We start from the raw sequence: 25,754 nt of genomic DNA on the forward strand, positions 1-25,754 counted from the left end.
GGGCGGCGAGAGCCGCCACCAGTGCAGGAATTTGAACCCCGCAGCGAAGGCGCGAACCATCATCCGCGCACCTTCACTACGCCGCGAGGCATTCATGCAACCCACTACACCCACCGTCTCCATCCAGCGCGATACCCGAGCCTGGCAGGTCCAAGTCTGGATCTCCTTCGGGCTGGCCGTGTTCCTCTGCGCCACCGGCCTCGGCTGGCTGCCGGGGCAAGCGCTGGATCGGGCCTTCATGGTGATGGGCTACGTGTTCTGCCTGTCGGCAGCCTTCGTGCTGGCGAAGTTCGTGCGCGACAACCAGCACGGTGCAATCCCCGGCGCAGGCGACACGCCGATGTGGAAGCTGGTGGTCTGGGGCGGCTTCTTCACCGCCATGAGCCTGACCGGCTGGGGCCTGCTGCGCATGGACATCAGCGAGACCTACAAGGCCTTCCTCGGCGTGAGCTGGATGTTCCTGATCAGCAGCGCCTTCACGCTGGCCAAGACCCTCCGAGACCGTCACGAGGCCGACCTCGTCGAAGCGCGCCTTCAGGGCCGACGCGAAGCCCGCGCCGAAGCAGGCCGCGGCGAATGACGGCGCACCGACTTCAAACCCCTCATTCCGGAGAACACATCATGAAGAAGTCCTTTGTCACGGCGTTGATCGCAGCCTGTGCTGCACTGGCGGGCGTTGCCGCCCCGCTTCAGGTTCATGCGCAGAGCGAGGCCTCGGCCGCGATTTCATTGCTGCCTGTGGCCTCGGTCGTCGGGACCGCCTCGCTGGCCGGCAGCGCGGCGAGCGCGGTGGTGGCCTTGCCGGCGGCGCTGTCGGTGGCTGGGTCGACGCTCACCGTGGTGGCGGTCGAGGCCTCGGCGGACGGCACCGTTTATCTACTGGAGCGTGCATCCGACGGCGCCCGCGCCAGCGTCAAGGTGCTGGGCCGTGCCGTCCATGGCAGCGCGGTCGTGGCCGGCACCGTGGTGACGGTCAGCGTGATCGGTAGCGGGATCGTGCTGTCGGCGGCCGGCGAGGTGCTGGCCTTCGTGCCCAACGCGATCGGCCGCGCGCTGCTCTACAACGAGAGGCTGTCGTGAAGCGCATCCCCACCAACTTCGGCAACTACGAGATCGAGTACCGAAGCCGCGTGCCGCGCGTAGGTCGCGGATTGCGGTCGATGATGCACCTGATCGCAGCCGCGCTGGCGGTGGTGCTGGCCGGCCTGTTCCTGTTTCCGCTCAACGCGCACGCCGGCCGCTCCTGCGAGGAACACCGGCCGAATGCGGCCACGATCATCAAGGGCCTGGAGCTCGCCCAGCGCACGGCGCAGCAGCTCGACGCCAGCGGCGCTCAGGTGGTGCTGCTGGCGCGCGCGGGGCAGGACTTGGGCAAGTACGGGCTGCGCTACTCGCATATGGGCCTGGCCTACAAGACCGAGGCGGGCGCCTGGCGCGTGGTGCACAAGCTGAACCAGTGCAACACGGCGACAGCGGGGGTCTACCGCCAGGGGCTGGGCGAGTTCTTCCTCGATGACTTGTGGCGCAACGAGGCCGCCTGGGTGGTGCCTGCACCCGCCGTGCAGGCGCAATTGAGGACGGCGCTCGAAGAGTCGCCCGCGCGCATCACGCGGCTGCACATCCCCTCCTACAGCATCGTGAGCTATGCCTGGGGCGACAGGTACCAGCAGTCGAACCAGTGGGCGATCGAGACGCTGGCCGCGGCCATGGAGCCCGCGACGATCCGCACGCGCGGGCAGGCGCAGGCCTGGCTGAAGTTCAAGGGTTACGAGCCCACCACGCTCAAGCTCGGGCCGCTAACGCGCTTGGGCGGCCGCGTCGGAGCGGCCAATGTGTCCTTTGACGACCATCCCAACGAGAAGCGTTTCTCCGACCGCATCGAGACCGTGACGGTCGATTCGGTCTTCGCCTGGATGCCGAGGGCGGGACTCGGCGCGGCGCCAGTGACGCTGCGTCTATGAGGTCGCGGGCGCGCACGCCCGCCGATCACAGCCCGCGGGAAGACCAGCTTGCAGGGCGACTGAGCAAGACGCTGTGGCAGCGATGCCTTTAAATCGGCACCTTTGATGAACCGGAGCAACTGAATGAGCAGCAAGTCCCTGCGCCTGTCGGAGAAGTGGTTCCGCCGCGGCCTTTGGGTGGTGGCCCTGGTGTTCGCCACCTTCCTGATCGGACTCGGCAGCACGATCGTCGGCGACCTGCCGCGGGTGGAGCGCACGCTGACGCTCGACGACTTCATCGACCGCCCGGCGGCCGAGCCGCTGCGCCAGACCATCCGGACCAGCCAGCGCACCGAGCAGGAGGCCACGCGCGAGCGCGAGCAGGCCGAGCTGGCGCTTCTGGCCGCGCAGCAGGCCAGCCGCACTTCGCGCGAGACCTTCGGCAACTGGCTGGCGACGCGGCGCGTGACCGCGCAGCCCGACCAAGACACCGAGCTCATCGCCCGCACCAAGGCGCTCGATGCGCTGAAGACCAAGGAGAACGAAGCCGAACGCGACGTCGGGGCACAGCGCCAGATTGCGCTCGATGCCCGCCAAGCGCGCCAGAGCGCGCAAGAAAAGCTCGCCGTCCTCGAGGAGGCGGCGCGGAAGGCGCTCCAGGCGGAGAACCGGCGCGTCGAACTGCGTGTGTTCGCCTACCGACTGGCCCTGACCCTGCCGCTGCTGGTGATCGCGGGCTGGCTGTTCGCGAAGAAACGCAAGAGCACCTGGTGGCCCTTCGTATGGGGCTTCATCTTCTTTGCGCTGTTCGCCTTTTTCGTCGAGCTGGTGCCCTACCTGCCGAGCTATGGGGGTTATGTGCGCTACGCGGTCGGCATCGTGCTGACCGTGCTGGTGGGACGCTATGCGATCGTCGCGCTCAACCGCTACCTCGCGCGCCAGAAGCTTGCCGAGGCGCAGCCCGACACCGTCCGGCGAAACGAGCTGAGCTACGACACCGCGCTGGCTCGCCTGGCCAAGAGCGTCTGTCCGGGTTGCGAGCGGCCGGTGGATCTCAAGAACACCGAGATCGACTTCTGCCCGCACTGCGGCATCGGCCTGTTCGACCACTGCCGCGCGTGCAAGGCACGCAAGAGTGCCTTCTCGCGCTTCTGCCATGCCTGCGGGACCGTCGCGGCATCGCCCCCGAGCGATGGCCTGCCGCCGCTTCAGGTCCAGCCGGCGTCCACCACGTAGTCCTGTGCGCTGCACATCCTCGAATCGTCGGCCGCAAGGAAGAGTGCCATGCTGGCGATGTCCTGCGCCATCACGCGGCCCGGCAGGCATTGGGCGGCGTCAATCTGGATCTCGGACTCGGGCTTGACCCACAGCTTCAGCTGGCGCTCGGTCATCACCCAGCCCGGCACGATGGAATTGACGCGGATGTTGGCCTTGCCGAGGTCGCGTGCCAGCGAACGGGTAAGCCCGCGAGCGGCGGCTTTGCACGCCTGGTAGACCGGGTAGCCGGCGCCCTTGATCATCCAGCTGATCGAGCCGAAGTTGATGATCGATCCGCCGCCGGCTGCGCGCATGTCGTCCGCCACGGCCTGCGCCGCGAAGAACTGGTGCTTGAAGTTGATCGCCACCAGCGCATCGAAGTCCTCGCTCGTGATATCGGCCATCTCGTGGCGGCGGTCGTTGGCGGCGTTGTTGAGCAGCACGCGGATCGGCCCGTAGCGCGCACGCACCGCGGCGATGGCCGCCTGCAGCGCGGCAACATCGGTGACGTCGCACGCATGGAACAGCACGGCGTTGTCGCCTTGCAGCTTGGCCGCCAGTGCCTGGCCAGCCGCGACGTCGATGTCGCAGAAGCCGACATGCGCGCCTTGCGCATGGAAGGCGCGCACCAGCGCTTCGCCGATGCCGGTGGCACCGCCGGAGATGAAGACGCTGCGACCGGCGAGCGATGGATAGCGCGCCGAGTAGGGAGAGTTCGTTGCCGTCATGATCGGGGTCCGTGCGAGTGGAGGAGCTGCCGCGGTGGGCGCGGCCGAGTGATTCTCTACGTCGCGGCGGGGGCGCGCCAGTCCGCGCGCAAGTCCTCGCGCGTGCGGCGTATGGCTTAGGTCGTGTTCCCGCGGGCGCGGCTTGTGGCTACGCTCCATGCATTCGATACGAGACTTGCAGCCATGTTCAGCCAGCTCCTTCGCCGCCACGCCGCTGCCGGCCTTTACCTTGCCTCCGTTGCCGCCGCCTTGTTGTCGGCGGCGAGCCTGGTCGCCTATGCAAAGGAGCCGGACGCCATCCTTCTGTTCGCGCCCAGCGGCACGCCGCCGGCCTCCGAGACGACAGGCGCCGCGGAGTAGCTCAGATGCCGCGCGCGCGGTCGGCCTTGAACTGCGCGCGGAACTGCGAATAGGCGCCCGCATCGATCGCCGCGCGGATCTCGCGCATCAGGTTCAGGTAGTAGTGCAGGTTGTGGATGGTCGTGAGCATCGGCCCGAGCATCTCGCCGCAGCGGTCCAGGTGATGCAGGTAGGCGCGGCTGAATCCCTCGCGCCCGCCCTCGTTCCACGGCACGCCCGAGGCGCCCGCGCAGGCATGGCAGCTGCAGCTTGGATCGATCGGCTGCGGGTCGTTCTTGTGGCGCGCATTGCGCATCTTCAGGTCGCCGAAGCGGCTGAAGAGGGTGCCGTTGCGTGCATTGCGCGTGGGCATCACGCAGTCGAACATGTCGACGCCCTGGGCCACCCCTTCCACCAGGTCCTCGGGCGTGCCGACGCCCATCAGGTAGCGTGGCTTGTGGGCCGGCAGCCGGTGCGGCGTGTGCGCCATGATGCGCAGCATCTCCTCCTTGGGCTCGCCGACGCTGACGCCGCCGATCGCGTAGCCAGGGAAGTCGAGCTCGACCAGCTGCGCCAGCGACTCCTCGCGCAGGTTCTCGTACATGCCGCCCTGGACGATGCCGAAGAGGGCATTGGGATTGGCGAGGCGCGCGAATTCGGCCTGGCAACGTCGGGCCCAGCGCAGGCTCAATTCCATCGACGAGCGTGCCTCGGCCTCGGTCGTGATGTGGCCTCGGGTGTCGTAGGGCGTGCACTCGTCGAACTGCATGACGATGTCGCTGTTGAGGATGGTCTGGATCTGCATCGAGACCTCTGGCGTGAGGAAGAGCTTGTCGCCATTGACGGGCGAGGCGAACTTCACGCCTTCCTCGCTGATCTTGCGCATCGCGCCCAGCGACCAGACCTGGAAGCCGCCGGAGTCGGTGAGGATGGGCTTGTCCCATCTCTCGAACCGATGCAAGCCGCCGAAGCTCGCCATCACGTCCAGGCCTGGACGCATCCAGAGGTGGAAGGTATTGCCCAAGATGATCTGCGCGCCCATCTCTTCGAGGCTGCGCGGCATCACGCCCTTGACGGTGCCGTAGGTGCCCACGGGCATGAAGATCGGCGTCTGCACCACGCCATGATTGAGGGTGAGGGTGCCGCGGCGCGCGTGGCTGTCGGGATCGGTGGCGAGGAGTTCGAAATTCAGCATGCGTTGTCTCTTGGTCGGTTCGCCCGGGCCAGCAGCATCGCGTCGCCGTAGCTGAAAAAGCGGTAGCGCTCGCGAATGGCGTGGGCGTAGAGCGCCATGACGCGCTCGTAGCCCGCGAAGGCGCTCACCAGCATCATGAGCGTGCTCTTGGGCAGGTGGAAGTTGGTGACGAGCAGGTCCACGTGCGCAAAGGCGAAGCCCGGCGTGATGAAGATGCGGGTGTCGCCGCTGGCTTCGCCGCTCTTGGCCCACGATTCGAGCGTGCGCACGGTGGTGGTGCCGACGGCGACGACTCGGCCGCCCCGCGCCTTCGCCTCGGCGATCGCGCGCTGCGTCGCCTCGGGCACCTCGTAACGCTCGGCATGCATCTGGTGCTCGGCGATGTTCTCGGTCTTGACGGGCTGGAAGGTGCCGGCGCCCACGTGCAGCGTGACGCTGGCGCGTTGCACGCCCCGTGCCTGGAGCTCGGCAAGCAGTGCCTCGTCGAAGTGAAGCGCCGCCGTCGGCGCAGCCACGGCGCCGGGCACGCGGGCGAACACGGTCTGGTAGCGGCGCTCGTCCTCCTGCGAGTCGGCATGCTCGATATACGGCGGCAAGGGCACATGGCCGCAGCGCGCCATCAGCGCGTAGGGGTCCTCGCCCGTGGGGCTGTCGAAGCGCAGGCGGAACAGCGCACCTTGCTCGTCGGGCCAGCGGCCCAGCAGCGTCGCCTGGAAGCCGCCCGTCATGGCGAGCACGGTGCCCACGGGCGGCTTCTTGCTGACCTTCATATGGGCGACCACCTCGTGGTCTTGCAGCACGCGCTCGACCAGCAGCTCGAGCTTGCCGCCGGTGGGCTTCTCGCCGAAGAGGCGCGCCTTGACCACGCGGGTGTCGTTGAAGACCAGCAGGTCGCCCGCGCGCAGCAGCGAGGGCAGGGCCTTGAAGATGCGGTCGGCGGGCGGTTCCGCCGTGCCGTCGAGCAGGCGCGAGGCGCTGCGCTCGGCGGCGGGATGCTGCGCCACCAGCTCGGGCGGCAAGTCGAAATCGAAATCGGAAAGGGTGAAGGCGCGCATGAATCTTGAGGGCCGGACGGGCCCGTGCCAAGGAGGCGAGGGAAAGGGAAGGGAGGCCGAAGAGGCGGGCAGAATTGTCCCATGCCCGCCGCCGCCAAGTCCCTGCCCCCGGAAAAGCCTGTCGAGGCGCCGGGCGCCGGCCTGAGCGCGGTGCAGCGCGCGCTGCGCAAGCTGGGCCTGGTGCGCGACATCGACTTTGCCCTCTACCTGCCGATGCGCTATGAAGACGAGACCCGCATCGTGCGCCTGGCCGACACGCGCGATGGCGAGATGGCGCAGATCGAGGCGGTGGTGACCGAGAGCGAGGTCGTCTTTCGACCCCGCCGCCAGCTGATCGTGACGGTGGACGACGGCAGCGACACCTGCCAGCTGCGCTTTTTCAACTTTTATCCGTCGCAGCAGAAGCAGCTGGCGGTCGGCGCGCGGGTGCGCGTGCGCGGCGAGGTGCGGGGCGGCTTCGTCGGCCGGCAGATGATGCACCCGAACGTCAAGGCCGCGGGCACCGAGCTGCCCCAGGCGCTGACGCCGGTGTACTCGACCGTCGCCGGCCTGCCGCAGCCGGTGCTTCGGCGCGAGGTGCGCTCCGGCCTGGCGCGGGCGGTGCTCGACGAGACCATTCCCCCACGGTTCGCGCCGCAGGGGGCGTGGGATCTGCGGCGCGCGTTGCATTTTCTGCACTACCCGGCGCCCGACGTCGCGATGGCCACGCTGGAAGACCGCAGCCATCCGGCCTGGCAGCGGCTCAAAGCCGATGAACTGCTCGCGCAACAGCTGTCGCAGCTGCAGGCGAGGCGGGCCCGAGGTGCGCAGCGGGCGCCGGTGCTGTCGGCGGCTGCCTCGTCGAATTCGCTCGGCCAGGCGCTGCGGGCCGTCCTCCCGTTTGCGCTGACCGGCGCCCAGCAGCGCGTGGTCGAGGAGATCGTCCGCGACCTCGCGCGCGAAGTGCCGATGCACCGGCTGCTGCAGGGCGACGTGGGCTCGGGCAAGACCGTGGTGGCGGCGCTCGCAGCGGCGCGCTGCATCGATGCGGGCCACCAGTGCGCGCTGATGGCGCCCACCGAGATCCTGGCCGCGCAGCATTTCGGCAAGCTGGTCGGCTGGCTCGATCCGCTGCTGGCCGAGCGTGGCCTGCGGGTGGCCTGGCTCACCGGCAGCCAGAAGAAGAAGGAGCGCGACGCGATGTCGGCAGCGGTCGAGAACGGCGAGGCCGCGCTGGTGATCGGCACGCATGCAGTGATCTCGGAGAAGGTGCGCTTCCGCCAGCTGGCGCTCGCCATCATCGACGAGCAGCACCGCTTCGGCGTCGCCCAGCGCCTGGCGCTGCGCGGCAAGGCCGGGGGACAGCTCGAGCCGCACCTGCTGATGATGAGCGCCACCCCGATCCCACGCACCCTGGCGATGAGCTACTACGCCGATCTCGATGTTTCCACCCTCGACGAGCTGCCGCCGGGCCGCACGCCCATCGTCACGAAGCTGGTGGCCGAGCACCGGCGCGACGAGGTCATCGACCGCATCCGGGTCCAGCTGGAACAGGGCCGGCAGGTCTACTGGGTCTGCCCCCTCATCGAGGAGAGCGAGGCGGTCGATCTGCGGAACGCGACCGAGACGCGCGACGAACTGGCGGGCGCGCTCGGCGAGGAAGTGAGCATCGGGCTCCTGCATTCGCGCATGCCGACCGCCGAGAAGCAGGCGGTGATGGAGGCCTTCACCGCCAACCGGCTGCAGGTGCTGGTCAGCACCACCGTGATCGAGGTCGGCGTCGACGTGCCCAATGCTTCGCTGATGGTGATCGAGCATGCCGAGCGCTTTGGCCTCTCGCAGCTGCACCAGCTGCGCGGCCGGGTCGGGCGCGGCGCGGCGGCCTCGGCCTGCGTGCTGCTCTACGCGCCGAACGAGGGCGGCCGCGTCGGCGAGGCCGCCCGGGCGCGGCTCAAGGCCATGGCCGAGACCAGCGACGGTTTCGAGATCGCGCGGCGCGACCTCGACATCCGCGGCCCCGGCGAATTCCTCGGTGCGCGCCAGTCGGGCGCGCCGCTGCTGCGTTTTGCCGACCTGAGCACCGACGTCCTGCTGCTCGACTGGGCGCGCGAGCTCGCCCCCCGCATGCTCGACCGCCACCGCGCGCTGGCCGAGAGGCACGTGGACCGATGGCTTGGCAGCAAGGCCGAATACCTCAAGGCGTGACCAGGCAAGCCGGCCAGCGAAGCGAGGCCCGTTCATGACAAGCCCGGGGGCGAGCAATAATTGACGAAAGCTATGACCCTCACGGAACTCAAATACATCGTTGCGGTCGCGCGCGAGAGGCATTTCGGCAAGGCGGCCGAGGCCTGCTACGTATCGCAGCCCACCCTCTCGGTCGCGATCAAGAAGCTGGAGGACGAGCTCGAGGTCAAGCTCTTCGAGCGCAGCGCGGGCGAGGTCACGGTCACGCCGCTGGGCGAGCAGATCGTGCAGCAGGCCCAGAGCGTGCTCGACCAGGCCGCCAGCATCAAGGAGATCGCCAAGCGCGGGAAGGACCCGCTGTCGGGGCCGCTCAACCTGGGCGTGATCTACACCATCGGCCCCTACCTGCTGCCCGACCTGGTGCGCCAGAACATCGCGCGCACACCGCAGATGCCGCTGGTCCTGCAGGAGAACTTCACCGTCAAGCTGCTGGAGATGCTGCGTTCCGGCGAGATCGACTGCGCGATCATGGCCGAGCCCTTCCCGGATACCGGGCTCGCGGTGGCGCAGCTGTACGACGAGCCCTTCATGGCGGCGGTTCCCGTCCATCATCCGCTGGCCGAGCGCGAATCCGTGAGCTCCGACGAGCTCAAGAAAGAGACCATGCTGCTGCTCGGCACGGGTCACTGCTTCCGCGACCACGTGCTCGAGGTCTGCCCGGAATTCGCCCGCTTCTCGAGCGATGCGGAGGGCATCCGCAAGAGCTTCGAGGGCTCTTCGCTGGAGACCATCAAGCACATGGTGGCCGCCGGGATGGGCGTGACGCTGGTCCCGCGCCTGTCGGTGCCGGCCGATGCGCTCAAGCCCCGGGCTGCGAAGGGGCGCGGCAGGGAGCCCGAGCAGATCGTGCGCTACCTGCCGGTGCGCGACCTCCAGGGCGGCGAGCCGCCGACACGCCGCGTCGTGCTGGCCTGGCGCCGCAGCTTCACGCGCTACGAGGCCATCGCGGCCCTGCGCAATGCCATCTATGCCTGCGAGCTGCCGGGCGTCAAGCGCCTCTCGTAGCGGAGATGACGGCTCGTAAGGCGCTCCCTCGGCACACGCCATTCGAACGGACTTCGACACAATCGCTGCGATAGAGCGCGGCTGTTGCGAAGAACGCCCTCGGCTCCTAAAGTTTCCTCCAGTTCAACAACCTCGAAGAAAGAACTTTCGCCATGGCCAAAGTCGACAAGAAATTCAAGTCCGCCGTCGCCAACGCACCGGTTGCTTCCGCCGGCAAGTTGCCCAAGAAAGGCGACGCACGGGTGGCCCAGGAGTCGGGCAGCCGGAATGCGCCGATCATCAACATCGGCATCGACCGCGAGGACCGCGCCGCCATCGCCGAAGGTCTGAGCCGCGTGCTGGCGGACACCTACACGCTCTACCTCACCACCCACAACTTTCATTGGAACGTGACGGGCCCGCACTTCAACTCGCTGCATGCGATGTTCATGGCGCAGTACACCGAGCTGTGGGGCTCGACCGACGTCATCGCCGAGCGCATCCGTGCGCTGGGCCACTATGCACCGGGCTCGTATGCCGAATTCAGCAAGATTGCAACCGTGCCCGACGTGCCCAGGGACCCGCCCAAAGCGATGGAGATGGTGCGCATCCTGGTCAAGGGCCACGAGACCGTCTCGCGCATCGCGCGCGAGTTCATCCCGGTTGCCGAGGAGGCCGGCGACGACCCGACCGCCGACATGCTGACCGCACGCTGTACGGTGCACGACCAGACGGCCTGGATGCTGCGCTCGCTGCTGGAGGACTGAGCCGCTTCGCTCGGCACGAGCCCCGGTCCGGGCGGGCTTTCTCTTTGCGGTGGCGCAAAATTGCGGCATGTCCGCCTCCACCGCCCTCGCTCCTCGCGGCCGCCTCTCGCTTTACCTGGACCTGATCCGATGGAACCGGCCGGCCGGCTGGCTGCTGCTGCTGTGGCCCTCGCTGGCTGCGCTGTGGTTCGCGGCCGGCGGTTTCCCCGGCTGGCACCTGGTCACGGTCTTCGTGCTCGGCACCATCCTCATGCGCAGCGCCGGCTGTTGCATCAACGACGTGGCCGATCGCGATTTCGATCGGCACGTCAAGCGCACTGCCCAGCGCCCCGTTACCAGCGGAGCCGCGTCGGTCAAAGAGGCACTGGTTGTCGGGGCAGTGCTCGCGCTGGCGGCCTTTGCGCTGGTGCTCACGACCAACCGTGCGACGGTGCTATGGTCCTTCGCGGCGTTGGGCATCACGCTGGTCTACCCCTTCGCCAAGCGCTTCGTTTCGGTCCCCCAGGCGGTGCTGGGCATTGCCTTCAGCTTCGGCATTCCGATGGCTTTCGCGGCCGTGCAGTCCTCGGTGCCGGCCTTCGCCTGGTGGCTGCTGGCGGGCAACCTGTTCTGGGTGCTGGCCTACGACACCGAATACGCCATGGTCGATCGCGACGACGACCTCAAGATCGGCATGAAGACCTCGGCCATCACCTTCGGCCGCTTCGATGTGGCCGCGGTCATGGCGAGCTATGCGATCTTCCTGGCCGTGTGGGCTGCCGCCGGCGCGAGCCGACAGTTGGGTGCCGTCTTCTACGCCGGCATCGGCCTCGCGGCGGTGCAGGCGCTGTGGCACTGGCGGCTGATCCGCGAGCGGACGCGGGAGGGCTGCTTCAAGGCCTTCCGCCTCAACCATTGGCTGGGCTTCACCGTGTTTGCCGGAGTCGCGGCCGGCTATCTGCTGGCCTGAATCCGCAGGGCCGCTGGCTCAGGCGCGGCCGAACTCCTCGCCCAGTTCCGCCGCGCGCTGGTGGGCGGCGCGGATCGCGATCTTGAATTTCGCCTTGACATCGGCGTTCTCGAGCGAGGTGATGGCGGCGTGGGTGGTCCCCCCCTTGGAGGTCACGCGTTCGCGGAGCACGGCGGGCGGCTCGGTTGCATCGTTCGCCAGGATCGAGGCGCCGGTGAAGGTGCCGACGGCCAGCCGGTGCGCCTGCTCGGGTGTGAGACCGAGCTCGATGCCGGCCTCAGTCATGGCCTCGATGAAATAGAAGACGTAGGCGGGCCCCGAGCCGGAAACCGCGGTGACCGCGTCCAGCGCGCTCTCGGCCTCCACCCAGAGCAGCTCGCCGGTGGCCTCCAGCACCTGCTCCACCTGCTTGCGCCCTGGCGCATCGACGGCCGGCCGCGCGTACAGGCCTGTCATGCCCTTGCCGACCAGCGCCGGCGTGTTCGGCATGGCGCGTACCACCTGCTCGGTGCCGAGCCAGCGCGCGATGCTGTCGGAGGGTATGCCGGCGGCGACGCTGAGATGCAGCGCGTTCTTTGGCAGCCCCCGGACGGCCTGCGCGGCTTGCGCAAAACTCTGCGGTTTGACGGCCCAGACCAGCACCCCGCAGCGTTCGAGCGCTGCGCCGGCCTCGGCCTGCGCCATGATGCCGAAGTCGTGCCGCAGCCGTTCGCGGGCCTCGGCCTGGGGTTCGACGACCTCGAAAGTGGCGGCCGGTACCTGTCGTTTGATGAGCCCGCCGATGATGGCACTGGCCATGTTGCCGCCGCCGATGAAGCCGATCGGCGGCAGGGGAGCCCGCTCCTGGCGGGGCAGGAAGGTGACGGCGATGTTCATGATCTGTCCAGTGAATTCAAGGCTGTGGGCTGCGGGGCCTGCAGCAGATTGAAATTGTCGCCGCTTGCCACTGTCGCAAAATGGCTGCCGCGCGGCCACTGTGGACGAGCCCAATCCCGAGCCCCGGCGACTTCGCAATAACTAGTCCTCATCGATAAATTTCGAGAAGCAGGTACTCACCTTGCGCACATTCAGGCTGGCGCGCGATGGCGCCCAGTCTAGCCACGGCGCGGAAGTCCGGGCGCGGCGCAACAGGGGCGTTTGACAGCCAAGCGGCGCCTATGCAACAATCGCGGGCTTCGCTTTTCCAAAGGCGAAAAATAGCGATAGAGCTTCTGCCCAACGGAGACGCACCGAAGTGGTTTCGATGCGAGGACGACGGGCCCAAGACTGACCGCAAGCTGCTTCCGGCATTTCGGGGGCGGCGTTCGGTACAAGTTGGGAATACACGAAATGATCCAAACTGAATCCCGGCTCGATGTGGCCGACAACACGGGCGCGAAATCCGTCCTGTGTATCAAGGTGCTCGGCGGCTCCAAGCGGCGTTATGCCAGCGTGGGCGACGTCATCAAGGTCAGCATCAAGGAAGCCGCTCCGCGTGGTCGCGTCAAGAAGGGCGAGATCTACAGCGCAGTGGTGGTCCGTACCGCCAAGGGCATCCGTCGCGCCGACGGCTCGCTCGTCAAGTTCGACGGCAACGCCGCCGTTCTGCTCAACGCCAAGCTGGAGCCCATCGGCACCCGCATCTTCGGACCGGTCACGCGCGAGCTGCGCACCGAGAAGTTCATGAAGATCGTGTCGTTGGCACCCGAAGTTCTCTAAGGACAACTCGCCATGAACAAGATTCGCAAGGGCGACCAGGTCATCGTGCTGGCCGGGCGCGACAAGGGCAAGCGCGGCACGGTGTCGCTGCGCAAAGATGACTCGCATGTGGTCGTCGAAGGCATCAATCTGGTCAAGAAGCACACCAAGCCGAACCCGCTCAAGGGCACGACCGGTGGCATCGTCGAGAAGGCCATGCCGATTCACCAATCCAACGTGGCGATCTTCAATGCCGCGACCGGCAAGGCCGATCGCGTGGGCATCAAGGTCACGGACGGCAAGCGCGTGCGCGTCTTCAAGTCCAGCGGCGAAGAAATCAAGGCCGCCTAAGGGGTACTCACATGGCACGTCTCCAACAACACTACCGCGAAAAGATCGCGAAGGACCTGACCGAGAAGTTCGGCTACAAGTCCCCCATGCAGGTCCCGCGCCTGACCAAGATCACGCTCAACATGGGTGTGGGTGAAGCGGTCGCTGACAAGAAGGTGCTCGACAACGCCGTGGCCGATCTGACCAAGATCGCCGGCCAGAAGCCTGTCGTGACCAAGTCGAAGAAGGCCATCGCCGGCTTCAAGATCCGCGAGAACCAGCCGATCGGCTGCATGGTCACGCTTCGCGGCGTGCAGATGTATGAGTTCCTGGACCGTTTCGTAACCGTGGCGCTGCCGCGCGTGCGCGACTTCCGTGGCATCTCCGGCCGTGCCTTCGATGGCCGCGGCAACTACAACATCGGCGTGAAAGAGCAGATCATTTTTCCCGAGATCGAGTACGACAAGGTCGACGCCCTGCGCGGCCTCAATATCAGCATCACGACCACGGCCAAGACCGACGAAGAAGCCAAGGCGCTCCTCGCGGGCTTCCGTTTCCCGTTCAAGAACTGAGGTGACCTGTGGCTAAAGTAGCTTTGATCGAGCGCGAGCTCAAGCGAGAAAAACTGGTCGCAAAGTACGCCGCCAAGCACGCGGAACTGAAGGCGATCGCCAACGACGCGAAGAAGAGCGACGAAGAGCGCGCAGCTGCCCGCCTGGGCCTGCAGAAGCTCCCGCGCAATGCCAACCCGACGCGCCAGCGCAACCGCTGCGAAATCACCGGTCGTCCCCGCGGCACCTTCCGCCAATTCGGTCTGGCCCGCGCCAAGATCCGTGAACTGGCCTTCAACGGCGACATTCCCGGTGTCACCAAGGCCAGCTGGTAAGCCAGGCAGGAGCAAAGAACATGAGCATGAGTGATCCCATTGCCGACCTGCTGACGCGTATCCGCAACGCGCAGATGGTGGCGAAGCCAACGGTGTCGGTCCCGTCTTCCAAGGTGAAGGTCGCGATCGCACAGGTGCTGAAGGACGAGGGCTACATCGACGGTTTTCAGGTCAAGACCGAAGCCGGCAAGAGCGAGCTTGAAATTGCGCTGAAGTATTACGCTGGCCGTCCGGTCATCGAGCGCATCGAACGCGTGAGCCGTCCCGGCCTGCGCGTCTACAAGGCCAGCGCTGCGATCCCGCAGGTGCAGAACGGCCTGGGCGTCGCCATCGTCACGACCCCCAAGGGCGTGATGACCGACCGCAAGGCTCGCGCCAGCGGCGTTGGCGGCGAAGTGCTGTGCTACGTCGCCTGACCGAGACATCGAGGAGAACACTGAAATGTCCCGAGTAGGAAAAATGCCGGTCGCCATCCCCGAAGGCGTGGATGTCGCGATCAAGGAAGATCAGATCAGCATCAAGGGCAAGGGCGGCGCGCTCAGCCTGCCGCTGAATGCGCTGGTGAACATCGTCAACAAGGACGGCAAGCTGAACTTCGAGCCCGCCAACGAGTCCAGAGACGCGAACGCGATGAGCGGCACGGTGCGCCAGCTGGTGAACAACATGGTGGTCGGTGTGACCAAGGGCTTCGAGAAGAAGCTGAACCTGATCGGCGTGGGCTACAAGGCCCAGGCGCAAGGCGCCAAGCTGAACCTGCAGGTCGGCTACTCGCACCCGGTCGACAAGCTGATGCCGGAAGGCATCACGGTGGCTACGCCCACCCCGACAGAAATCGTGATCAAGGGTGCCGACCGCCAGCGCGTCGGCCAATTGGCCGCTGAGATCCGAGCTGTTCGTCCGCCCGAGCCCTACAAGGGCAAGGGCATCCGCTACGCGGACGAGAAGATCGTGATCAAAGAGACCAAGAAGAAATAAGGGGCAGCAAAATGATGTTGACCAAGAAAGCACAGCGTCTTCGCCGCTCGCGCCAGACCCGCATCCGCATTGCGACGCAAGGCGTGGCGCGCCTGACGGTGAACCGCACCAACCTGCACATCTACGCCGCCGTCATCTCCGACGACGGTACCAAGGTGATCGCCTCCGCCTCGACCGCGGAAGCCGAGGTGCGCACCTCGCTGGGTGGTTCCGGCAAGGGTGGCAACGCCGCCGCGGCCACGCTCATCGGCAAGCGCATCGCCGAGAAGGCGAAGGCCGCCGGTGTCGAGAAGGTTGCCTTCGACCGCGCGGGCTTCGCCTACCACGGCCGCGTCAAGGCGCTGGCCGATGCGGCCCGCGAAGCCGGCCTGCAGTTCTAACCGGACACGAGATTCAACATGGCAAAGATTCAGGCAAGAACGCAAAGCGAAGGCCCCGAAGACGGTCTGCGCGAGAAGATGATCGCGATCAACCGCGTCACCAAGGTGGTGAAGGGTGGTCGTATCCTCGGTTTCGCAGCACTTACCGTAGTTGGTGACGGCGATGGCCGCGTCGGCATGGGCAAGGGCAAGTCCAAGGAAGTGCCGGCCGCAGTGCAGAAGGCGATGGAAGAAGCCCGTCGCAATCTCGCGAAGATCTCGATCAAGAACGGCACACTGCACCATCGCGTGACGGGCCATTGGGGCGCTGCTTCGGTGGTCATGATCCCGGCGCCCAAGGGTACCGGCATCATCGCCGGTGGCCCGATGCGCGCGGTGTTCGAAGTGATGGGCATCACCGACATCGTCGCCAAGAGCCACGGTTCGTCGAACCCCTACAACATGGTCCGTGCCACGCTGGACGGCCTGCGCAACTCGACGACGGCTTCCGAAGTCGCAGCGAAGCGCGGCCTGACCGTCGAGCAACTCTTCGCCTGAACGGGAGCATCGACATGACGACGCAACAACAGACGCTTAAGGTGCAGCTGGTCAAGAGCCCGATCGGCACCAAGCAATCGCATCGCGACACCGTGCGCGGCCTGGGCCTGCGCAAGCTCAACAGCGTGAGCGAGCTGCAGGATACGCCCGCGGTGCGCGGCATGATCAACAAGATCAGTTATCTGGTCAAAGTGCTGTAAGAGAGACGGATATGGAACTCAATGGCATCAAGCCGGCAGCGGGCGCCAAGCACGCCAAGCGCCGCGTCGGCCGCGGCATCGGCTCCGGGCTGGGCAAGACCGCCGGCCGCGGTCACAAGGGTCAGAAGTCCCGCGCAGGTGGCTTCCACAAGGTCGGCTTCGAAGGCGGCCAGATGCCGCTGCAGCGCCGCCTGCCCAAGCGTGGCTTCAAGTCGCAGTCGCTCAAGTACAACGCCGAAGTCACCCTAGCTGCACTCGAGAAGCTCGGGCTGGCCGAAGTGGACCTGCTCGCGCTCAAGCAAGCCGGCCTGGTGGGCCAGATCGCCAAGGTGGTCAAGGTCATCAAGTCGGGCGAGCTGACCAAGGCCGTCAAGCTGACGGGCATCGGCGCGACGGCCGGCGCGAAGGCCGCGATCGAAGCGGCCGGCGGCAGCGTGGCCTGATCGCAAGCGAAAGAAGGTCATAGTGGCAACGAACGCGGCGACGCTCGCAAAGACAGGCAAGTTCGGCGACCTGCGTCGCCGACTCGTCTTCCTGCTGCTCGCCCTCGTGGTCTATCGCATCGGAGCGCACATTCCGGTGCCGGGCATCAACCCGGACCAACTGGCGCAGCTGTTCCAGGGCCAGCAAGGCGGCATCCTGAGCCTGTTCAACATGTTCTCGGGGGGCGCGCTGTCGCGCTTCACCGTGTTCGCGTTGGGGATCATGCCGTACATCTCTGCGTCGATCATCATGCAATTGATGACCTACGTGGTGCCGACCTTCGAGCAGCTGAAGAAGGAAGGCGAGGCAGGCCGGCGCAAGATCACCCAGTACACCCGCTACGGGACCCTGGGCCTGGCGCTATTCCAGTCTTTCAGCATCGCGGTGGCGCTGGAATCTTCCGCAGGCCTGGTGATTTCGCCCGGCTTCGGCTTCCGCCTTACGGCCATGGTCAGCCTGACGGCAGGTTCCATGTTCCTGATGTGGCTCGGCGAGCAGATCACCGAGCGCGGTCTGGGCAACGGCATCTCGATCCTGATCTTCGCCGGCATCGCGGCTGGCCTGCCGAGCGCAATCGGCGGCCTGCTGGAGCTGGTTCGCACCGGGGCCATGAACGTGCTCGTTGCGCTGTTCATCGTCGCCGTTGTGATCCTGGTCACCTACTTCGTGGTGTTCGTGGAGCGCGGTCAGCGCAAGATCCTGGTCAACTACGCGCGCCGTCAGGTTGGGAACAAGGTCTATGGCGGCCAGTCCTCGCACCTGCCGCTGAAGCTGAACATGGCCGGCGTGATCCCGCCGATCTTCGCGTCCTCGATCATCCTTCTGCCGACCACAGTCGTGAGCTGGTTCAGCACGGGCGACAGCATGCGCTGGATCAAGGACATCGCGAGCGCGCTGACACCGGGCCAGCCGATCTACGTGCTGCTCTACGCCGCTGCGATCGTGTTCTTCTGCTTCTTCTACACGGCCCTCGTGTTCAACAGCCGCGAGACCGCCGACAACCTGAAGAAGAGCGGCGCGTTCATCCCGGGTATCCGCCCGGGTGACCAGACCGCGCGCTACATCGACAAGATCCTGGTTCGTCTGACGCTGGCGGGCGCGGTGTACATCACCTTCGTCTGCCTGCTGCCGGAGTTCCTGATTCTGAAATACAACGTGCCGTTCTATTTCGGCGGCACCTCTCTGCTGATCATCGTGGTGGTCACGATGGACTTCATGGCCCAAGTGCAGAACTACATGATGTCGCAGCAGTACGAATCCCTGCTAAAGAAAGCCAATTTCAAGACTTCCTAGCAGGCGAAGTGAGATGTCGAAGGACGATGTCATCCAGATGCAGGGCGAGGTTCTGGAGAACCTTCCGAATGCGACCTTCCGGGTCAAGCTGGAAAACGGACACATCGTGCTGGGACATATTTCCGGAAAGATGCGGATGCACTACATCCGCATCCTTCCAGGTGACAAGGTCACCGTCGAGTTGACGCCCTATGACTTGAGCCGGGCGCGCATTGTGTTTAGGGCGAAGTGAGTCGCCGGGTTGAACAGAGTTTTAGGAGAGTGAAATGAGAGTTTCGGCTTCGGTCAAGACCATTTGCCGCAATTGCAAGATCATCCGCCGCAAAGGTGTCGTGCGCGTGATCTGCACCGACCCGCGCCACAAGCAGCGCCAGGGTTGAGCTAGAGATTTAAGAGGACGCACATGGCACGTATTGCTGGCATCAACATTCCGCCGCACAAGCACGCTGAGATCGGCCTGACCGCCATCTTCGGCATCGGTCGCACCCGCGCCCGCAAGATCTGCGAAGCGAGCGGCATCGAATACTCGAAGAAGATCAAGGATCTGACCGACGCCGATCTCGAGAAGATCCGCGACCAGATCGCGCTCTTCACCATCGAAGGCGACCTGCGCCGCGAGACGACGATGAACATCAAGCGCTTGATGGACATTGGTTGCTACCGCGGCTTCCGTCACCGTCGCGGGCTGCCCATGCGCGGCCAGCGCACGCGCACCAACGCCCGTACCCGCAAGGGTCCGCGCAAGGCCGCGCAGTCCCTGAAGAAGTAAGGATAGACAAGCATGGCTAAAGCTCCTGCCAACAACGCCGCACAGCGCGTTCGCAAGAAGGTCCGCAAGAACGTGGCGGACGGCATTGCGCACGTGCATGCCTCGTTCAATAACACGATCATCACGATCACCGATCGCCAGGGCAACGCCCTGTCGTGGGCGTCGTCGGGTGGCCAGGGTTTCAAGGGCTCGCGCAAGTCGACGCCCTTCGCTGCACAGGTCGCTTCCGAAGTCGCCGGCCGCGCTGCGGTGGAACAAGGCATCAAGAACCTCGACGTCGAGATCAAGGGCCCGGGCCCAGGTCGCGAGTCGTCGGTGCGCGCCCTGGCCGCGCTCGGCATCCGCATCAACTCGATCGCCGATGTGACGCCGGTTCCGCACAACGGCTGCCGCCCGCAGAAGCGCCGTCGCATCTGAGGCGAAGGCCTTTGGCGCAGCCAGCTTCCGGGCCGGCTGCGCGTTTTGCTTTTTCAACAAGCCCACCGCTATCGGCACGCCGCTGATGGCTCCCGCAGTACCCTGCGGTAGATGACACAAAGGAAGATCAAGTGGCACGCTATCTCGGCCCCAAGGCCAAACTCTCCCGCCGCGAAGGCACCGACCTGTTCCTCAAGAGCGCCCGCCGCTCGATTCAGGACAAGGCCAAGTTCGACTCCAAGCCCGGCCAGCATGGCCGCACCTCGGGCCAGCGCACTTCCGACTTCGGTCTGCAACTGCGCGAGAAGCAGAAGGTCAAGCGCATGTACGGCGTGCTCGAGAAGCAGTTCCGCCGCTACTTCGAGGAAGCTGATCGCCGCCGTGGCAACACTGGCGCCAACCTGCTGTTCCTGCTCGAGTCGCGCCTGGACAACGTGGTCTATCGCATGGGCTTCGGCTCCACGCGCGCCGAAGCGCGCCAGCTGGTTTCGCACAAGGCGATCACGGTGAACGGCCAGTCGGTCAACATCCCGTCGTACCTCGTCAAGACCGGCGACGTGATCGCGGTGCGCGACAAGTCTAAGAAGCAGAACCGCATTGCCGAGGCTCTGCAACTGGCCCAACAAGTCGGCATCCCTGCCTGGGTCGAAGTGAATGCCGACAAGGCCGAAGGCACCTTCAAGAAGGTGCCCGATCGCGACGAGTTCGGTGCCGACATCAACGAATCGCTGATCGTCGAACTGTATTCGAGGTAACAGGCGACAAGGTGCCGCCTGCCGGCGGCCCGAACTTTTGATTCTTGTTCCCTGCCGCGGCATCGCGGCCGGGCACTTCACCAGCCTTACCGGTGTAACGAGCCGGGGGTATTGAGAGGAAGTCTGCATGCAAACCACCCTGTTGAAACCCAAGACCATTCAGGTCGAGCAACTGGCCCCCAACAAGGCCAAGGTCACGCTCGAGCCTTTCGAGCGAGGCTACGGCCACACGCTCGGCAACGCGCTGCGTCGCGTGCTGCTGTCCTCGATGGTGGGTTACTCCGCCACCGAAGTGACGATCGCCGGCGTGCTGCACGAGTACTCGTCCATCGATGGTGTGCAGGAAGACGTCGTCAACATCCTGCTGAACCTCAAGGGCGTGGTGTTCAAGCTCCACAACCGCGATGAAGTCACGCTGAGCCTGCGCAAGGACGGCGAAGGTGCCGTCACCGCGTCGGACATCCAGACGCCGCATGACGTCGAGATCATCAATCCCGACCACGTGATCGCACACCTGTCGCAAGGCGGCAAGCTCGACATGCAGATCAAGGTCGAGAAGGGCCGCGGCTACGTGCCAGGCACCATGCGCCGTTATGCGGATGAGCCGACCAAGTCGATCGGCCGCATCGTGCTCGACGCCTCCTTCTCGCCAGTCAAGCGTGTGAGCTACACCGTCGAGAGCGCCCGCGTCGAGCAGCGCACCGACCTGGACAAGCTGCTGGTCGAAATCGAGACCAACGGCGCCATCACCGCGGAGGACGCGGTCCGTGCTTCGGCCAAGATCCTGGTCGAACAGCTCGCCGTGTTCGCGCAGCTGGAGGGTGGCGAGCTCGCCGCCTTCGACCAGCCCGCCCCGCGCAGCGCCCAGCAGTTCGATCCGATCCTGCTGCGCCCGGTCGACGAGCTCGAGCTCACGGTCCGCTCGGCCAACTGCCTCAAGGCCGAGAACATCTACTACATCGGTGACCTGATCCAGCGCACCGAGAACGAGCTGCTGAAGACCCCGAACCTGGGGCGCAAGTCGCTCAACGAAATCAAGGAAGTGCTCGCCTCCCGCGGCCTGACCTTGGGCATGAAGCTCGAAAGCTGGCCGCCGGCCGGCTTGGACAAGCGCTAAGCTCTTCTAGCAAACGGTGAACGCACAGTACCTGATACGGCTGTGCGCATTGATAAGGAAAGGAACTCACCATGCGTCACGGACACGGACTCCGCAAACTCAATCGCACCAGCTCGCACCGCTTGGCGATGCTGCAGAACATGATGAACTCGCTCATCGAGCATGAGGTCATCAAGACCACGGTCCCCAAGGCCAAGGAACTGCGGCGCGTCATCGAGCCGATGATCACCCTGGCCAAGAATCCGACGGTCGCCAACAAGCGCCTGGCCTTCAACCGACTGCGTGACCGCGACAGCGTGGTCAAGCTGTTCGGCGAGCTGGGGCCGCGCTACCAGGCACGTCCAGGTGGCTACACGCGCATCCTGAAGATGGGCTTCCGCGTAGGTGACAACGCGCCCATGGCCTTGGTCGAACTGGTCGATCGTCCTGAAATCGCCGATACCCCTGCCGACGAGCAGGCCGGCGAAGAATAAGCTATAATATTAGTCTGCCGCGCGATGGAGCAGCCTGGTAGCTCGTTGGGCTCATAACCCAAAGGTCGCAAGTTCAAATCTTGCTCGCGCAACCAATCTTTTGCGAATTCGAGTTGTTCGCAATTAATAAAACGCCCACTTTCGAGTGGGCGTTTTTGTTTTTGCAGCACGCACAAATCGAGCTGCATTCGCCTCGTGTCCCCACCCGCCGCGGCGCCGGTTTTCGCGAATGGCAGCCCTCGTGTTCTACGAAGAAAAAACTACTCTTTCACCTTGGCGCATGGCCTTAAACGACCAGCGGATGTGACAAAAGTCATGGATTCGGGCCCATACAATGTGTAACACTTGGGCAGCAAAATGCTCAGCAATGGAAATTCCATGAATGCTGGGATAAATAGAATTTCATGACTGATCCTTCGATTTCACGCGATCTGGTTGAAAACGCGATGGATGCCGTCCAGCGGGTCGTTCACCACGTTTTCGAAAACCAGCCCGCCGTCCCGTTCCACCCGACGACCGACCTTCTTTCGCTGGACGAGAATGAACAGGAACAGATTCGCCGCGGAGAGGACGCCAATTACCGCGGCAGGCCGACGATGTCTGCGCTCAGTTTCTGCCTGACTTCGGCCATTTCATTGCTGGCCATTGCGCATTCATTGGTGGACCAGCCGGACGTGCTCTCCCCGATCGAGCGCGACCAGCTGTGGAAGAAGCTGGCCGCGGAGACGAAGGTTGCCGGGCGTGCCGCCTACCGGGCGGCACTCATCCTGTCGGACCCTGGCGCCGAGAACGGCGCCTACCTGTAGCGGCCGCCGCCGCAGGTCAGTCCGGCACGACGGCCGTGACCTCGATTTCCACCTTCGCGCGCTCCTCTACCAGCGCGGCGACCTCAACGCAGGTCATCGCAGGGAAGTTGCGTCCCATCGCATCCCGGTAGACCGGCCCGAGCTCGCTCAGGCGCCGGTTGTATTCGTCGCGGTCGGTCACATACCAAGTCATCCGCACCATGTGCTCGGGGCCGGCTCCGCCCTCGCGCAGGATCTCGGCGATGTTGCGCAACGCCTGGCCGGCCTGCTCGATGAAGTCGTCCGAGACGAATTGCTGTTGCCCATTCCAGCCGACTTGTCCGCCGACGAAGACCATCGTGCCGCGCGCGGCGACGCCGTTTGCGTAGCCTTTGGGAGGGGCCCAGCCGGGCGGTTGCAAGAGTTTGTTCATGATGTCATCTGCCTCAGTTTGAATCGTTGGAGCTTGCCGGTTTCGGTGCGCGGCAAGCCGGCGACGAACTCGATCTCCCTTGGGTACTTGAAGGGTGCGATGGTGGCCTTGACGTGCTCCTGCAGCGCCTTGACCAGAGCCGCATCGCCGGTATGACCGGGCTTGAGCACGCAGAAGGCCTTGACGATCATCCCGCGCTCCTCGTCCGGCTTGCCGATCACGCCGCACTCGGCGACGGCGGGGTGCTTGAGCAGCGCGTCCTCGACCTCCGGCCCGCCCACGTTGTAGCCGGCCGTGATGATCATGTCGTCAGCGCGCGACTGGTAGAAGAAGTAGCCGTCCTCGTCCTGCACGAAGGCATCGCCGGGGTAGTTCCAGCCCTTCTTCACATAGTCCGCCTGGCGCGGGTCGTCGAGATAGCGGCAGCCGACCGGGCCGACCAGCGCCAGCTTGCCGACCGTGCCGCGCGGCACCTCCTTGCCCTCGTCGTCCACCACTTTGGCGGTGAAGCCGGGGACCACCTTGCCGACCGCTCCCCGCCGCACTTCGTCGCCGGCCGCCGAGATGTAGATGTGGAACACCTCGGTCCCGCCGATGCCGTCCAGCATTTCGATGCCGGTGGCGTCCTTCCACAACTGGCGCGTCGCATCGGGAAGCGCTTCGCCGGCGCTCACGCTGATGCGCAGCGTGGGCAGGCCCAGTGCCTTCGCAAAGGGCGCCATCTGCCGATAGAAGGTGGGCGCGGTGTAGCAGATCGTGGCGCCGACATCGCGGATGGTCTTGACCATGCTTTCCGGCGTGTAGGGCCCATCGTTGAAATAGACCGAGGCGCCGGCCCACATCGGGAAGATCAGCAGGCCGCCCAGTCCGAAAGTGAAGGCCAACGGCGGCGAGCCGAGCACGATGTCCTCGCTGCGGGCGCGCAACACGTGGCGCGGCCAGGTCTGGCACATCGCGAGCACGTCGCGGTGGGTGCTCACCGGCGCTTTCGGCTTTCCGGTGGTGCCGGAAGTGAAGGCCAGCAGGGCGATATCGTCGGCGGCCGTAGGGCAGGCCCTGAACACGCCGCTCTTGGCGGCTGCGCGCGCCTCCAGCGAGTCGGGCGCCTCCGGCTGGTTGAAGGCAATCAAGGTCTTGAGCACGGGGTGGGCCTGCTGCGCACTCCGAAGCTCATCGAGCAGCCGACCGTCGCACAGCGCGACCACGGGCTGCGCCTTCTCGATGATGTCGCCCAGCTCCTTGGCACGCAGCAGCGGCATCGTGGCGACTGCGATCAGCCCTGCTTTCACCACCGCGAGCCATCCCAGCGCCATCGCGATCGAATTGCCGCCCCGCAGCAGCACGCGATTGCCCGGCACCAGGCCCAGGTCCTCCACCAGCACCTGCGCGATGCGATTGACTTCCGTGGCGGCCTCGGCATAGCTCAGCGTGCGCGCGGGCGAGCGCAGCATCGGCCTGACGGCCCACGGCCTGGAAGCGGCCTTGTCCAGCAGTTCCTCCACCAGGTTCAACTGGTCCGGCAACTGCAACTCGGGCAGGTCATAGCGCAACATCGGCAACTGCTCGGCGGGCGGCAGCCGGTCGTGGACGAATCGATCGACTTGCGCGCTCATGACACGCTCCGCAGCACCGACTTGCCGATGATCAGCTGCTGCACTTCCGTCGCACCCTCGTAGATGCGCAGCGAGCGGATGTCGCGGTACAGGCTTTCGACCTTGGTGCCCACCTTCACGCCCAGGCCGCCGTGCATCTGAAGCGCCATGTCGATCACGCGGCTCGCGTTCTCGGTGGCGCACATCTTGGCCATCGCGGCGGCGGCCGTGATGTCGCCGGCCGGCGGCGTGCCGCGGCTTTCGCCGTCATCGCGCATCCAGGCGGCGCGGTAGGTGAGGAGCGCCGCGCTGTCGATCAGCGCGGCCATCTCGCCCAGCTTGGCCTGCGTGAGCTGAAAATCGGCCAGGGTCTGCCCGAACATGCGGCGGCTGCTCGCATGGCGCACGGCTTCCGCCAGGGCGCGTCGCGCCATGCCGAGCGCGGCGCCGGCGACCGAGGCGCGGAAGATGTCCAGCGTGCGCATCGCGAGCTTGAAGCCGCCGTTCACCTCCCCGAGCTGGGCTTCGCGCGATACCGTGCAATCTTCGAAGCGCAGTGAGGCGAGCGGATGCGGCGCCATCACTTCGATATGCGCGGAGGTATCGAGTCCCGGTGTGTTCGCATCGACGACGAAGGCGCTGATGCCGCGCGATCCGGCTGCCGGGTCGGTCTTGGCGAACAGGCAATAGAAGTCGGCGATGCCGCCGTTGCTGATCCAGGTCTTCTCGCCATCGAGGCGCCAGCCCTGCGGGGTCGCAACGGCCTGCATCGCCATCGCACCGACGTCCGAACCGGCCTCCGGCTCGCTCAGCGCGAAGGCCGCGATCTTGTCGCCGCGCGCCACGGCGCCCAGGTAGTCGCGCTGCTGCGCGGCGCTGCCTGCGAGCGTGATCGCGCCGCTACCCAGGCCCTGCATCGCAAAGGCGAAATCGGCCAGCGGCGAATGGAAGGCCAAGGTTTCGCGCAGCAGCACCAGCGCGCGCGAGTCGAGGCGCTCCAGCGCGCCGCCCGAGGCCGCCGGCACGCAATAGCGCAGCCAGCCGCCCTGGCCGAGTCGTTTCACCCAGTCGCGGCAGGCGGCGCGATCGTCTCGCTCGTCCACCGATTGCGCCGCCGCCCAGGGCAGCAGATCGCGCGCCAGCGCGCGGTGCGCGTCGTCGAAGAAGGGAAGCGCCAGATGCGCCGTCGAGGGGGGAGTTGCGGATGCAGCCATC

The 25,754-nt window shown here is 65.8% G+C and carries 35 protein-coding genes and 1 tRNA gene; 29 read left to right on the top strand and 7 right to left on the bottom strand.

Annotation, left to right across the window (positions count from 1 at the left end; translation table 11 throughout):
- Positions 1–94: 94 nt before the first annotated feature.
- From AC3A6Y_RS06515 to AC3A6Y_RS06530, 4 genes are all read left to right on the top strand, one after another.
- Positions 95–580: a YiaA/YiaB family inner membrane protein gene (locus AC3A6Y_RS06515; protein WP_487867392.1), complete on the top strand. Its 486-nt coding sequence runs from the start codon at positions 95–97 to the stop codon at positions 578–580.
- Positions 581–621: 41 nt separating this feature from the next.
- Positions 622–1,080, top strand: coding sequence for a hypothetical protein (locus tag AC3A6Y_RS06520; protein ID WP_487867393.1), 459 nt, complete (start codon positions 622–624; stop codon positions 1,078–1,080).
- A gap of 83 nt (positions 1,081–1,163) precedes the next feature.
- Positions 1,164–1,961, top strand: coding sequence for a DUF2145 domain-containing protein (locus AC3A6Y_RS06525; RefSeq protein ID WP_487867808.1), 798 nt, complete (start codon positions 1,164–1,166; stop codon positions 1,959–1,961).
- Between the two features lie 123 nt (positions 1,962–2,084).
- Positions 2,085–3,176, top strand: a complete 1,092-nt coding sequence (locus tag AC3A6Y_RS06530) for a serine endopeptidase (protein ID WP_487867394.1) — start codon at positions 2,085–2,087, stop codon at positions 3,174–3,176.
- On the opposite strand, the gene AC3A6Y_RS06535 is transcribed toward AC3A6Y_RS06530, so the two are convergent.
- A complete protein-coding gene (locus AC3A6Y_RS06535) occupies positions 3,149–3,925 on the bottom strand; it encodes an SDR family NAD(P)-dependent oxidoreductase (protein ID WP_487867395.1) in 777 nt (258 codons plus the stop codon). The genes AC3A6Y_RS06530 and AC3A6Y_RS06535 overlap by 28 nt on opposite strands.
- Positions 3,926–4,108: 183 nt before the next feature.
- Between AC3A6Y_RS06535 and AC3A6Y_RS06540 the strand changes: the two genes are divergently transcribed.
- Complete coding sequence (locus tag AC3A6Y_RS06540) at positions 4,109–4,285, top strand: hypothetical protein (protein WP_487867396.1); 177 nt, start codon at positions 4,109–4,111, stop codon at positions 4,283–4,285.
- A 1-nt stretch (position 4,286) separates the two neighbouring features.
- On the opposite strand, the gene tgt is transcribed toward AC3A6Y_RS06540, so the two are convergent.
- Both tgt and queA read right to left on the bottom strand, forming a co-directional pair.
- Positions 4,287–5,459 (bottom strand): tRNA guanosine(34) transglycosylase Tgt, encoded by a 1,173-nt coding sequence (gene tgt / locus AC3A6Y_RS06545; protein ID WP_487867397.1) that lies wholly within the window; start codon positions 5,457–5,459, stop codon positions 4,287–4,289.
- Entirely contained in the window at positions 5,453–6,514 is a 1,062-nt protein-coding gene (gene queA, locus AC3A6Y_RS06550) for a tRNA preQ1(34) S-adenosylmethionine ribosyltransferase-isomerase QueA (RefSeq protein WP_487867398.1), read from the bottom strand. The genes tgt and queA overlap by 7 nt, the downstream gene beginning before the upstream one ends.
- 81 nt (positions 6,515–6,595) lie before the next feature.
- On the opposite strand from queA, the gene recG reads away from it, so the two are divergent.
- The 4 genes from recG to ubiA all read left to right on the top strand — a co-directional run bounded on the left by recG (position 6,596) and on the right by ubiA (position 11,437).
- The gene (gene recG, locus AC3A6Y_RS06555) at positions 6,596–8,698 is read left to right on the top strand and encodes an ATP-dependent DNA helicase RecG (protein WP_487867399.1); all 2,103 of its coding nucleotides are present in this window, start codon (positions 6,596–6,598) and stop codon (positions 8,696–8,698) included.
- Between the two features lie 72 nt (positions 8,699–8,770).
- Positions 8,771–9,742: a LysR substrate-binding domain-containing protein gene (locus tag AC3A6Y_RS06560; RefSeq protein ID WP_487867400.1), complete on the top strand. Its 972-nt coding sequence runs from the start codon at positions 8,771–8,773 to the stop codon at positions 9,740–9,742.
- Positions 9,743–9,894: 152 nt separating this feature from the next.
- Positions 9,895–10,488, top strand: a complete 594-nt coding sequence (locus AC3A6Y_RS06565; protein ID WP_487867401.1) for a Dps family protein — start codon at positions 9,895–9,897, stop codon at positions 10,486–10,488.
- A 67-nt stretch (positions 10,489–10,555) separates the two neighbouring features.
- The gene (ubiA, locus tag AC3A6Y_RS06570; RefSeq protein WP_487867402.1) at positions 10,556–11,437 is read left to right on the top strand and encodes a 4-hydroxybenzoate octaprenyltransferase; all 882 of its coding nucleotides are present in this window, start codon (positions 10,556–10,558) and stop codon (positions 11,435–11,437) included.
- Positions 11,438–11,455: 18 nt separating this feature from the next.
- Here ubiA and proC read toward each other — a convergent pair whose 3' ends face one another.
- A complete protein-coding gene (proC, locus tag AC3A6Y_RS06575) occupies positions 11,456–12,313 on the bottom strand; it encodes a pyrroline-5-carboxylate reductase (protein ID WP_487867403.1) in 858 nt (285 codons plus the stop codon).
- A 453-nt stretch (positions 12,314–12,766) separates the two neighbouring features.
- Between proC and rplN the strand changes: the two genes are divergently transcribed.
- The 20 genes from rplN to AC3A6Y_RS06675 all read left to right on the top strand — a co-directional run bounded on the left by rplN (position 12,767) and on the right by AC3A6Y_RS06675 (position 22,535).
- Positions 12,767–13,135 carry a 50S ribosomal protein L14 gene (gene rplN / locus AC3A6Y_RS06580; protein WP_068674584.1) on the top strand — a complete coding sequence of 123 codons (369 nt, stop codon included), beginning with the start codon at positions 12,767–12,769 and terminating at the stop codon, positions 13,133–13,135.
- Between the two features lie 12 nt (positions 13,136–13,147).
- Positions 13,148–13,465 carry a 50S ribosomal protein L24 gene (gene rplX / locus AC3A6Y_RS06585; protein WP_431274268.1) on the top strand — a complete coding sequence of 106 codons (318 nt, stop codon included), beginning with the start codon at positions 13,148–13,150 and terminating at the stop codon, positions 13,463–13,465.
- Positions 13,466–13,476: 11 nt separating this feature from the next.
- Positions 13,477–14,016, top strand: a complete 540-nt coding sequence (gene rplE / locus AC3A6Y_RS06590; protein WP_068674580.1) for a 50S ribosomal protein L5 — start codon at positions 13,477–13,479, stop codon at positions 14,014–14,016.
- A gap of 8 nt (positions 14,017–14,024) precedes the next feature.
- Positions 14,025–14,330: a 30S ribosomal protein S14 gene (gene rpsN, locus AC3A6Y_RS06595; protein WP_068674578.1), complete on the top strand. Its 306-nt coding sequence runs from the start codon at positions 14,025–14,027 to the stop codon at positions 14,328–14,330.
- 20 nt (positions 14,331–14,350) lie between these two features.
- Positions 14,351–14,746 carry a 30S ribosomal protein S8 gene (gene rpsH, locus AC3A6Y_RS06600; RefSeq protein WP_068674576.1) on the top strand — a complete coding sequence of 132 codons (396 nt, stop codon included), beginning with the start codon at positions 14,351–14,353 and terminating at the stop codon, positions 14,744–14,746.
- Positions 14,747–14,771: 25 nt separating this feature from the next.
- Positions 14,772–15,305 carry a 50S ribosomal protein L6 gene (gene rplF, locus AC3A6Y_RS06605; protein WP_487867404.1) on the top strand — a complete coding sequence of 178 codons (534 nt, stop codon included), beginning with the start codon at positions 14,772–14,774 and terminating at the stop codon, positions 15,303–15,305.
- A 14-nt stretch (positions 15,306–15,319) separates the two neighbouring features.
- Complete coding sequence (rplR, locus tag AC3A6Y_RS06610; protein WP_487867405.1) at positions 15,320–15,685, top strand: 50S ribosomal protein L18; 366 nt, start codon at positions 15,320–15,322, stop codon at positions 15,683–15,685.
- An 18-nt stretch (positions 15,686–15,703) separates the two neighbouring features.
- Positions 15,704–16,222: a 30S ribosomal protein S5 gene (gene rpsE, locus AC3A6Y_RS06615; protein WP_068674573.1), complete on the top strand. Its 519-nt coding sequence runs from the start codon at positions 15,704–15,706 to the stop codon at positions 16,220–16,222.
- Positions 16,223–16,236: 14 nt separating this feature from the next.
- Complete coding sequence (gene rpmD, locus AC3A6Y_RS06620) at positions 16,237–16,422, top strand: 50S ribosomal protein L30 (protein WP_057593150.1); 186 nt, start codon at positions 16,237–16,239, stop codon at positions 16,420–16,422.
- An 11-nt stretch (positions 16,423–16,433) separates the two neighbouring features.
- On the top strand, positions 16,434–16,865 hold the full coding sequence (gene rplO, locus AC3A6Y_RS06625) for a 50S ribosomal protein L15 (protein ID WP_487867406.1): 432 nt from the start codon (positions 16,434–16,436) through the stop codon (positions 16,863–16,865).
- Between the two features lie 22 nt (positions 16,866–16,887).
- On the top strand, positions 16,888–18,198 hold the full coding sequence (gene secY, locus AC3A6Y_RS06630) for a preprotein translocase subunit SecY (protein ID WP_068674567.1): 1,311 nt from the start codon (positions 16,888–16,890) through the stop codon (positions 18,196–18,198).
- A 13-nt stretch (positions 18,199–18,211) separates the two neighbouring features.
- Positions 18,212–18,430 carry a translation initiation factor IF-1 gene (gene infA, locus AC3A6Y_RS06635; RefSeq protein ID WP_086919801.1) on the top strand — a complete coding sequence of 73 codons (219 nt, stop codon included), beginning with the start codon at positions 18,212–18,214 and terminating at the stop codon, positions 18,428–18,430.
- A gap of 34 nt (positions 18,431–18,464) precedes the next feature.
- Positions 18,465–18,578: a 50S ribosomal protein L36 gene (rpmJ, locus tag AC3A6Y_RS06640; RefSeq protein ID WP_038201958.1), complete on the top strand. Its 114-nt coding sequence runs from the start codon at positions 18,465–18,467 to the stop codon at positions 18,576–18,578.
- 23 nt (positions 18,579–18,601) lie between these two features.
- Complete coding sequence (gene rpsM, locus AC3A6Y_RS06645; RefSeq protein ID WP_019653977.1) at positions 18,602–18,967, top strand: 30S ribosomal protein S13; 366 nt, start codon at positions 18,602–18,604, stop codon at positions 18,965–18,967.
- 12 nt (positions 18,968–18,979) lie between these two features.
- Entirely contained in the window at positions 18,980–19,384 is a 405-nt protein-coding gene (gene rpsK, locus AC3A6Y_RS06650) for a 30S ribosomal protein S11 (protein WP_009124825.1), read from the top strand.
- A 131-nt stretch (positions 19,385–19,515) separates the two neighbouring features.
- Entirely contained in the window at positions 19,516–20,139 is a 624-nt protein-coding gene (gene rpsD, locus AC3A6Y_RS06655; RefSeq protein WP_106556356.1) for a 30S ribosomal protein S4, read from the top strand.
- Positions 20,140–20,266: 127 nt separating this feature from the next.
- Complete coding sequence (locus AC3A6Y_RS06660; protein WP_309966792.1) at positions 20,267–21,256, top strand: DNA-directed RNA polymerase subunit alpha; 990 nt, start codon at positions 20,267–20,269, stop codon at positions 21,254–21,256.
- A gap of 71 nt (positions 21,257–21,327) precedes the next feature.
- Positions 21,328–21,729, top strand: coding sequence for a 50S ribosomal protein L17 (gene rplQ, locus AC3A6Y_RS06665; protein ID WP_106556355.1), 402 nt, complete (start codon positions 21,328–21,330; stop codon positions 21,727–21,729).
- Positions 21,730–21,747: 18 nt separating this feature from the next.
- Positions 21,748–21,824, top strand: a tRNA-Met gene (locus AC3A6Y_RS06670).
- Positions 21,825–22,133: 309 nt separating this feature from the next.
- Entirely contained in the window at positions 22,134–22,535 is a 402-nt protein-coding gene (locus AC3A6Y_RS06675) for a hypothetical protein (protein WP_487867407.1), read from the top strand.
- 16 nt (positions 22,536–22,551) lie between these two features.
- Here the strand turns inward: AC3A6Y_RS06675 and AC3A6Y_RS06680 are convergent, their stop codons facing one another.
- The 3 genes from AC3A6Y_RS06680 to AC3A6Y_RS06690 are packed head-to-tail and all read right to left on the bottom strand — an operon-like array spanning position 22,552 to position 25,753.
- On the bottom strand, positions 22,552–22,950 hold the full coding sequence (locus tag AC3A6Y_RS06680) for a RidA family protein (protein ID WP_487867809.1): 399 nt from the start codon (positions 22,948–22,950) through the stop codon (positions 22,552–22,554).
- Complete coding sequence (locus AC3A6Y_RS06685) at positions 22,944–24,560, bottom strand: AMP-binding protein (protein ID WP_487867408.1); 1,617 nt, start codon at positions 24,558–24,560, stop codon at positions 22,944–22,946. Before AC3A6Y_RS06685 ends, AC3A6Y_RS06680 begins: the two co-directional genes overlap by 7 nt.
- Positions 24,557–25,753: an acyl-CoA dehydrogenase family protein gene (locus AC3A6Y_RS06690; protein WP_487867409.1), complete on the bottom strand. Its 1,197-nt coding sequence runs from the start codon at positions 25,751–25,753 to the stop codon at positions 24,557–24,559. The genes AC3A6Y_RS06685 and AC3A6Y_RS06690 overlap by 4 nt, the downstream gene beginning before the upstream one ends.
- Position 25,754 lies beyond the last annotated feature (1 nt).

The sequence above is a fragment of the Variovorax sp. Soil_C_17 genome (genome assembly GCF_057657265.1).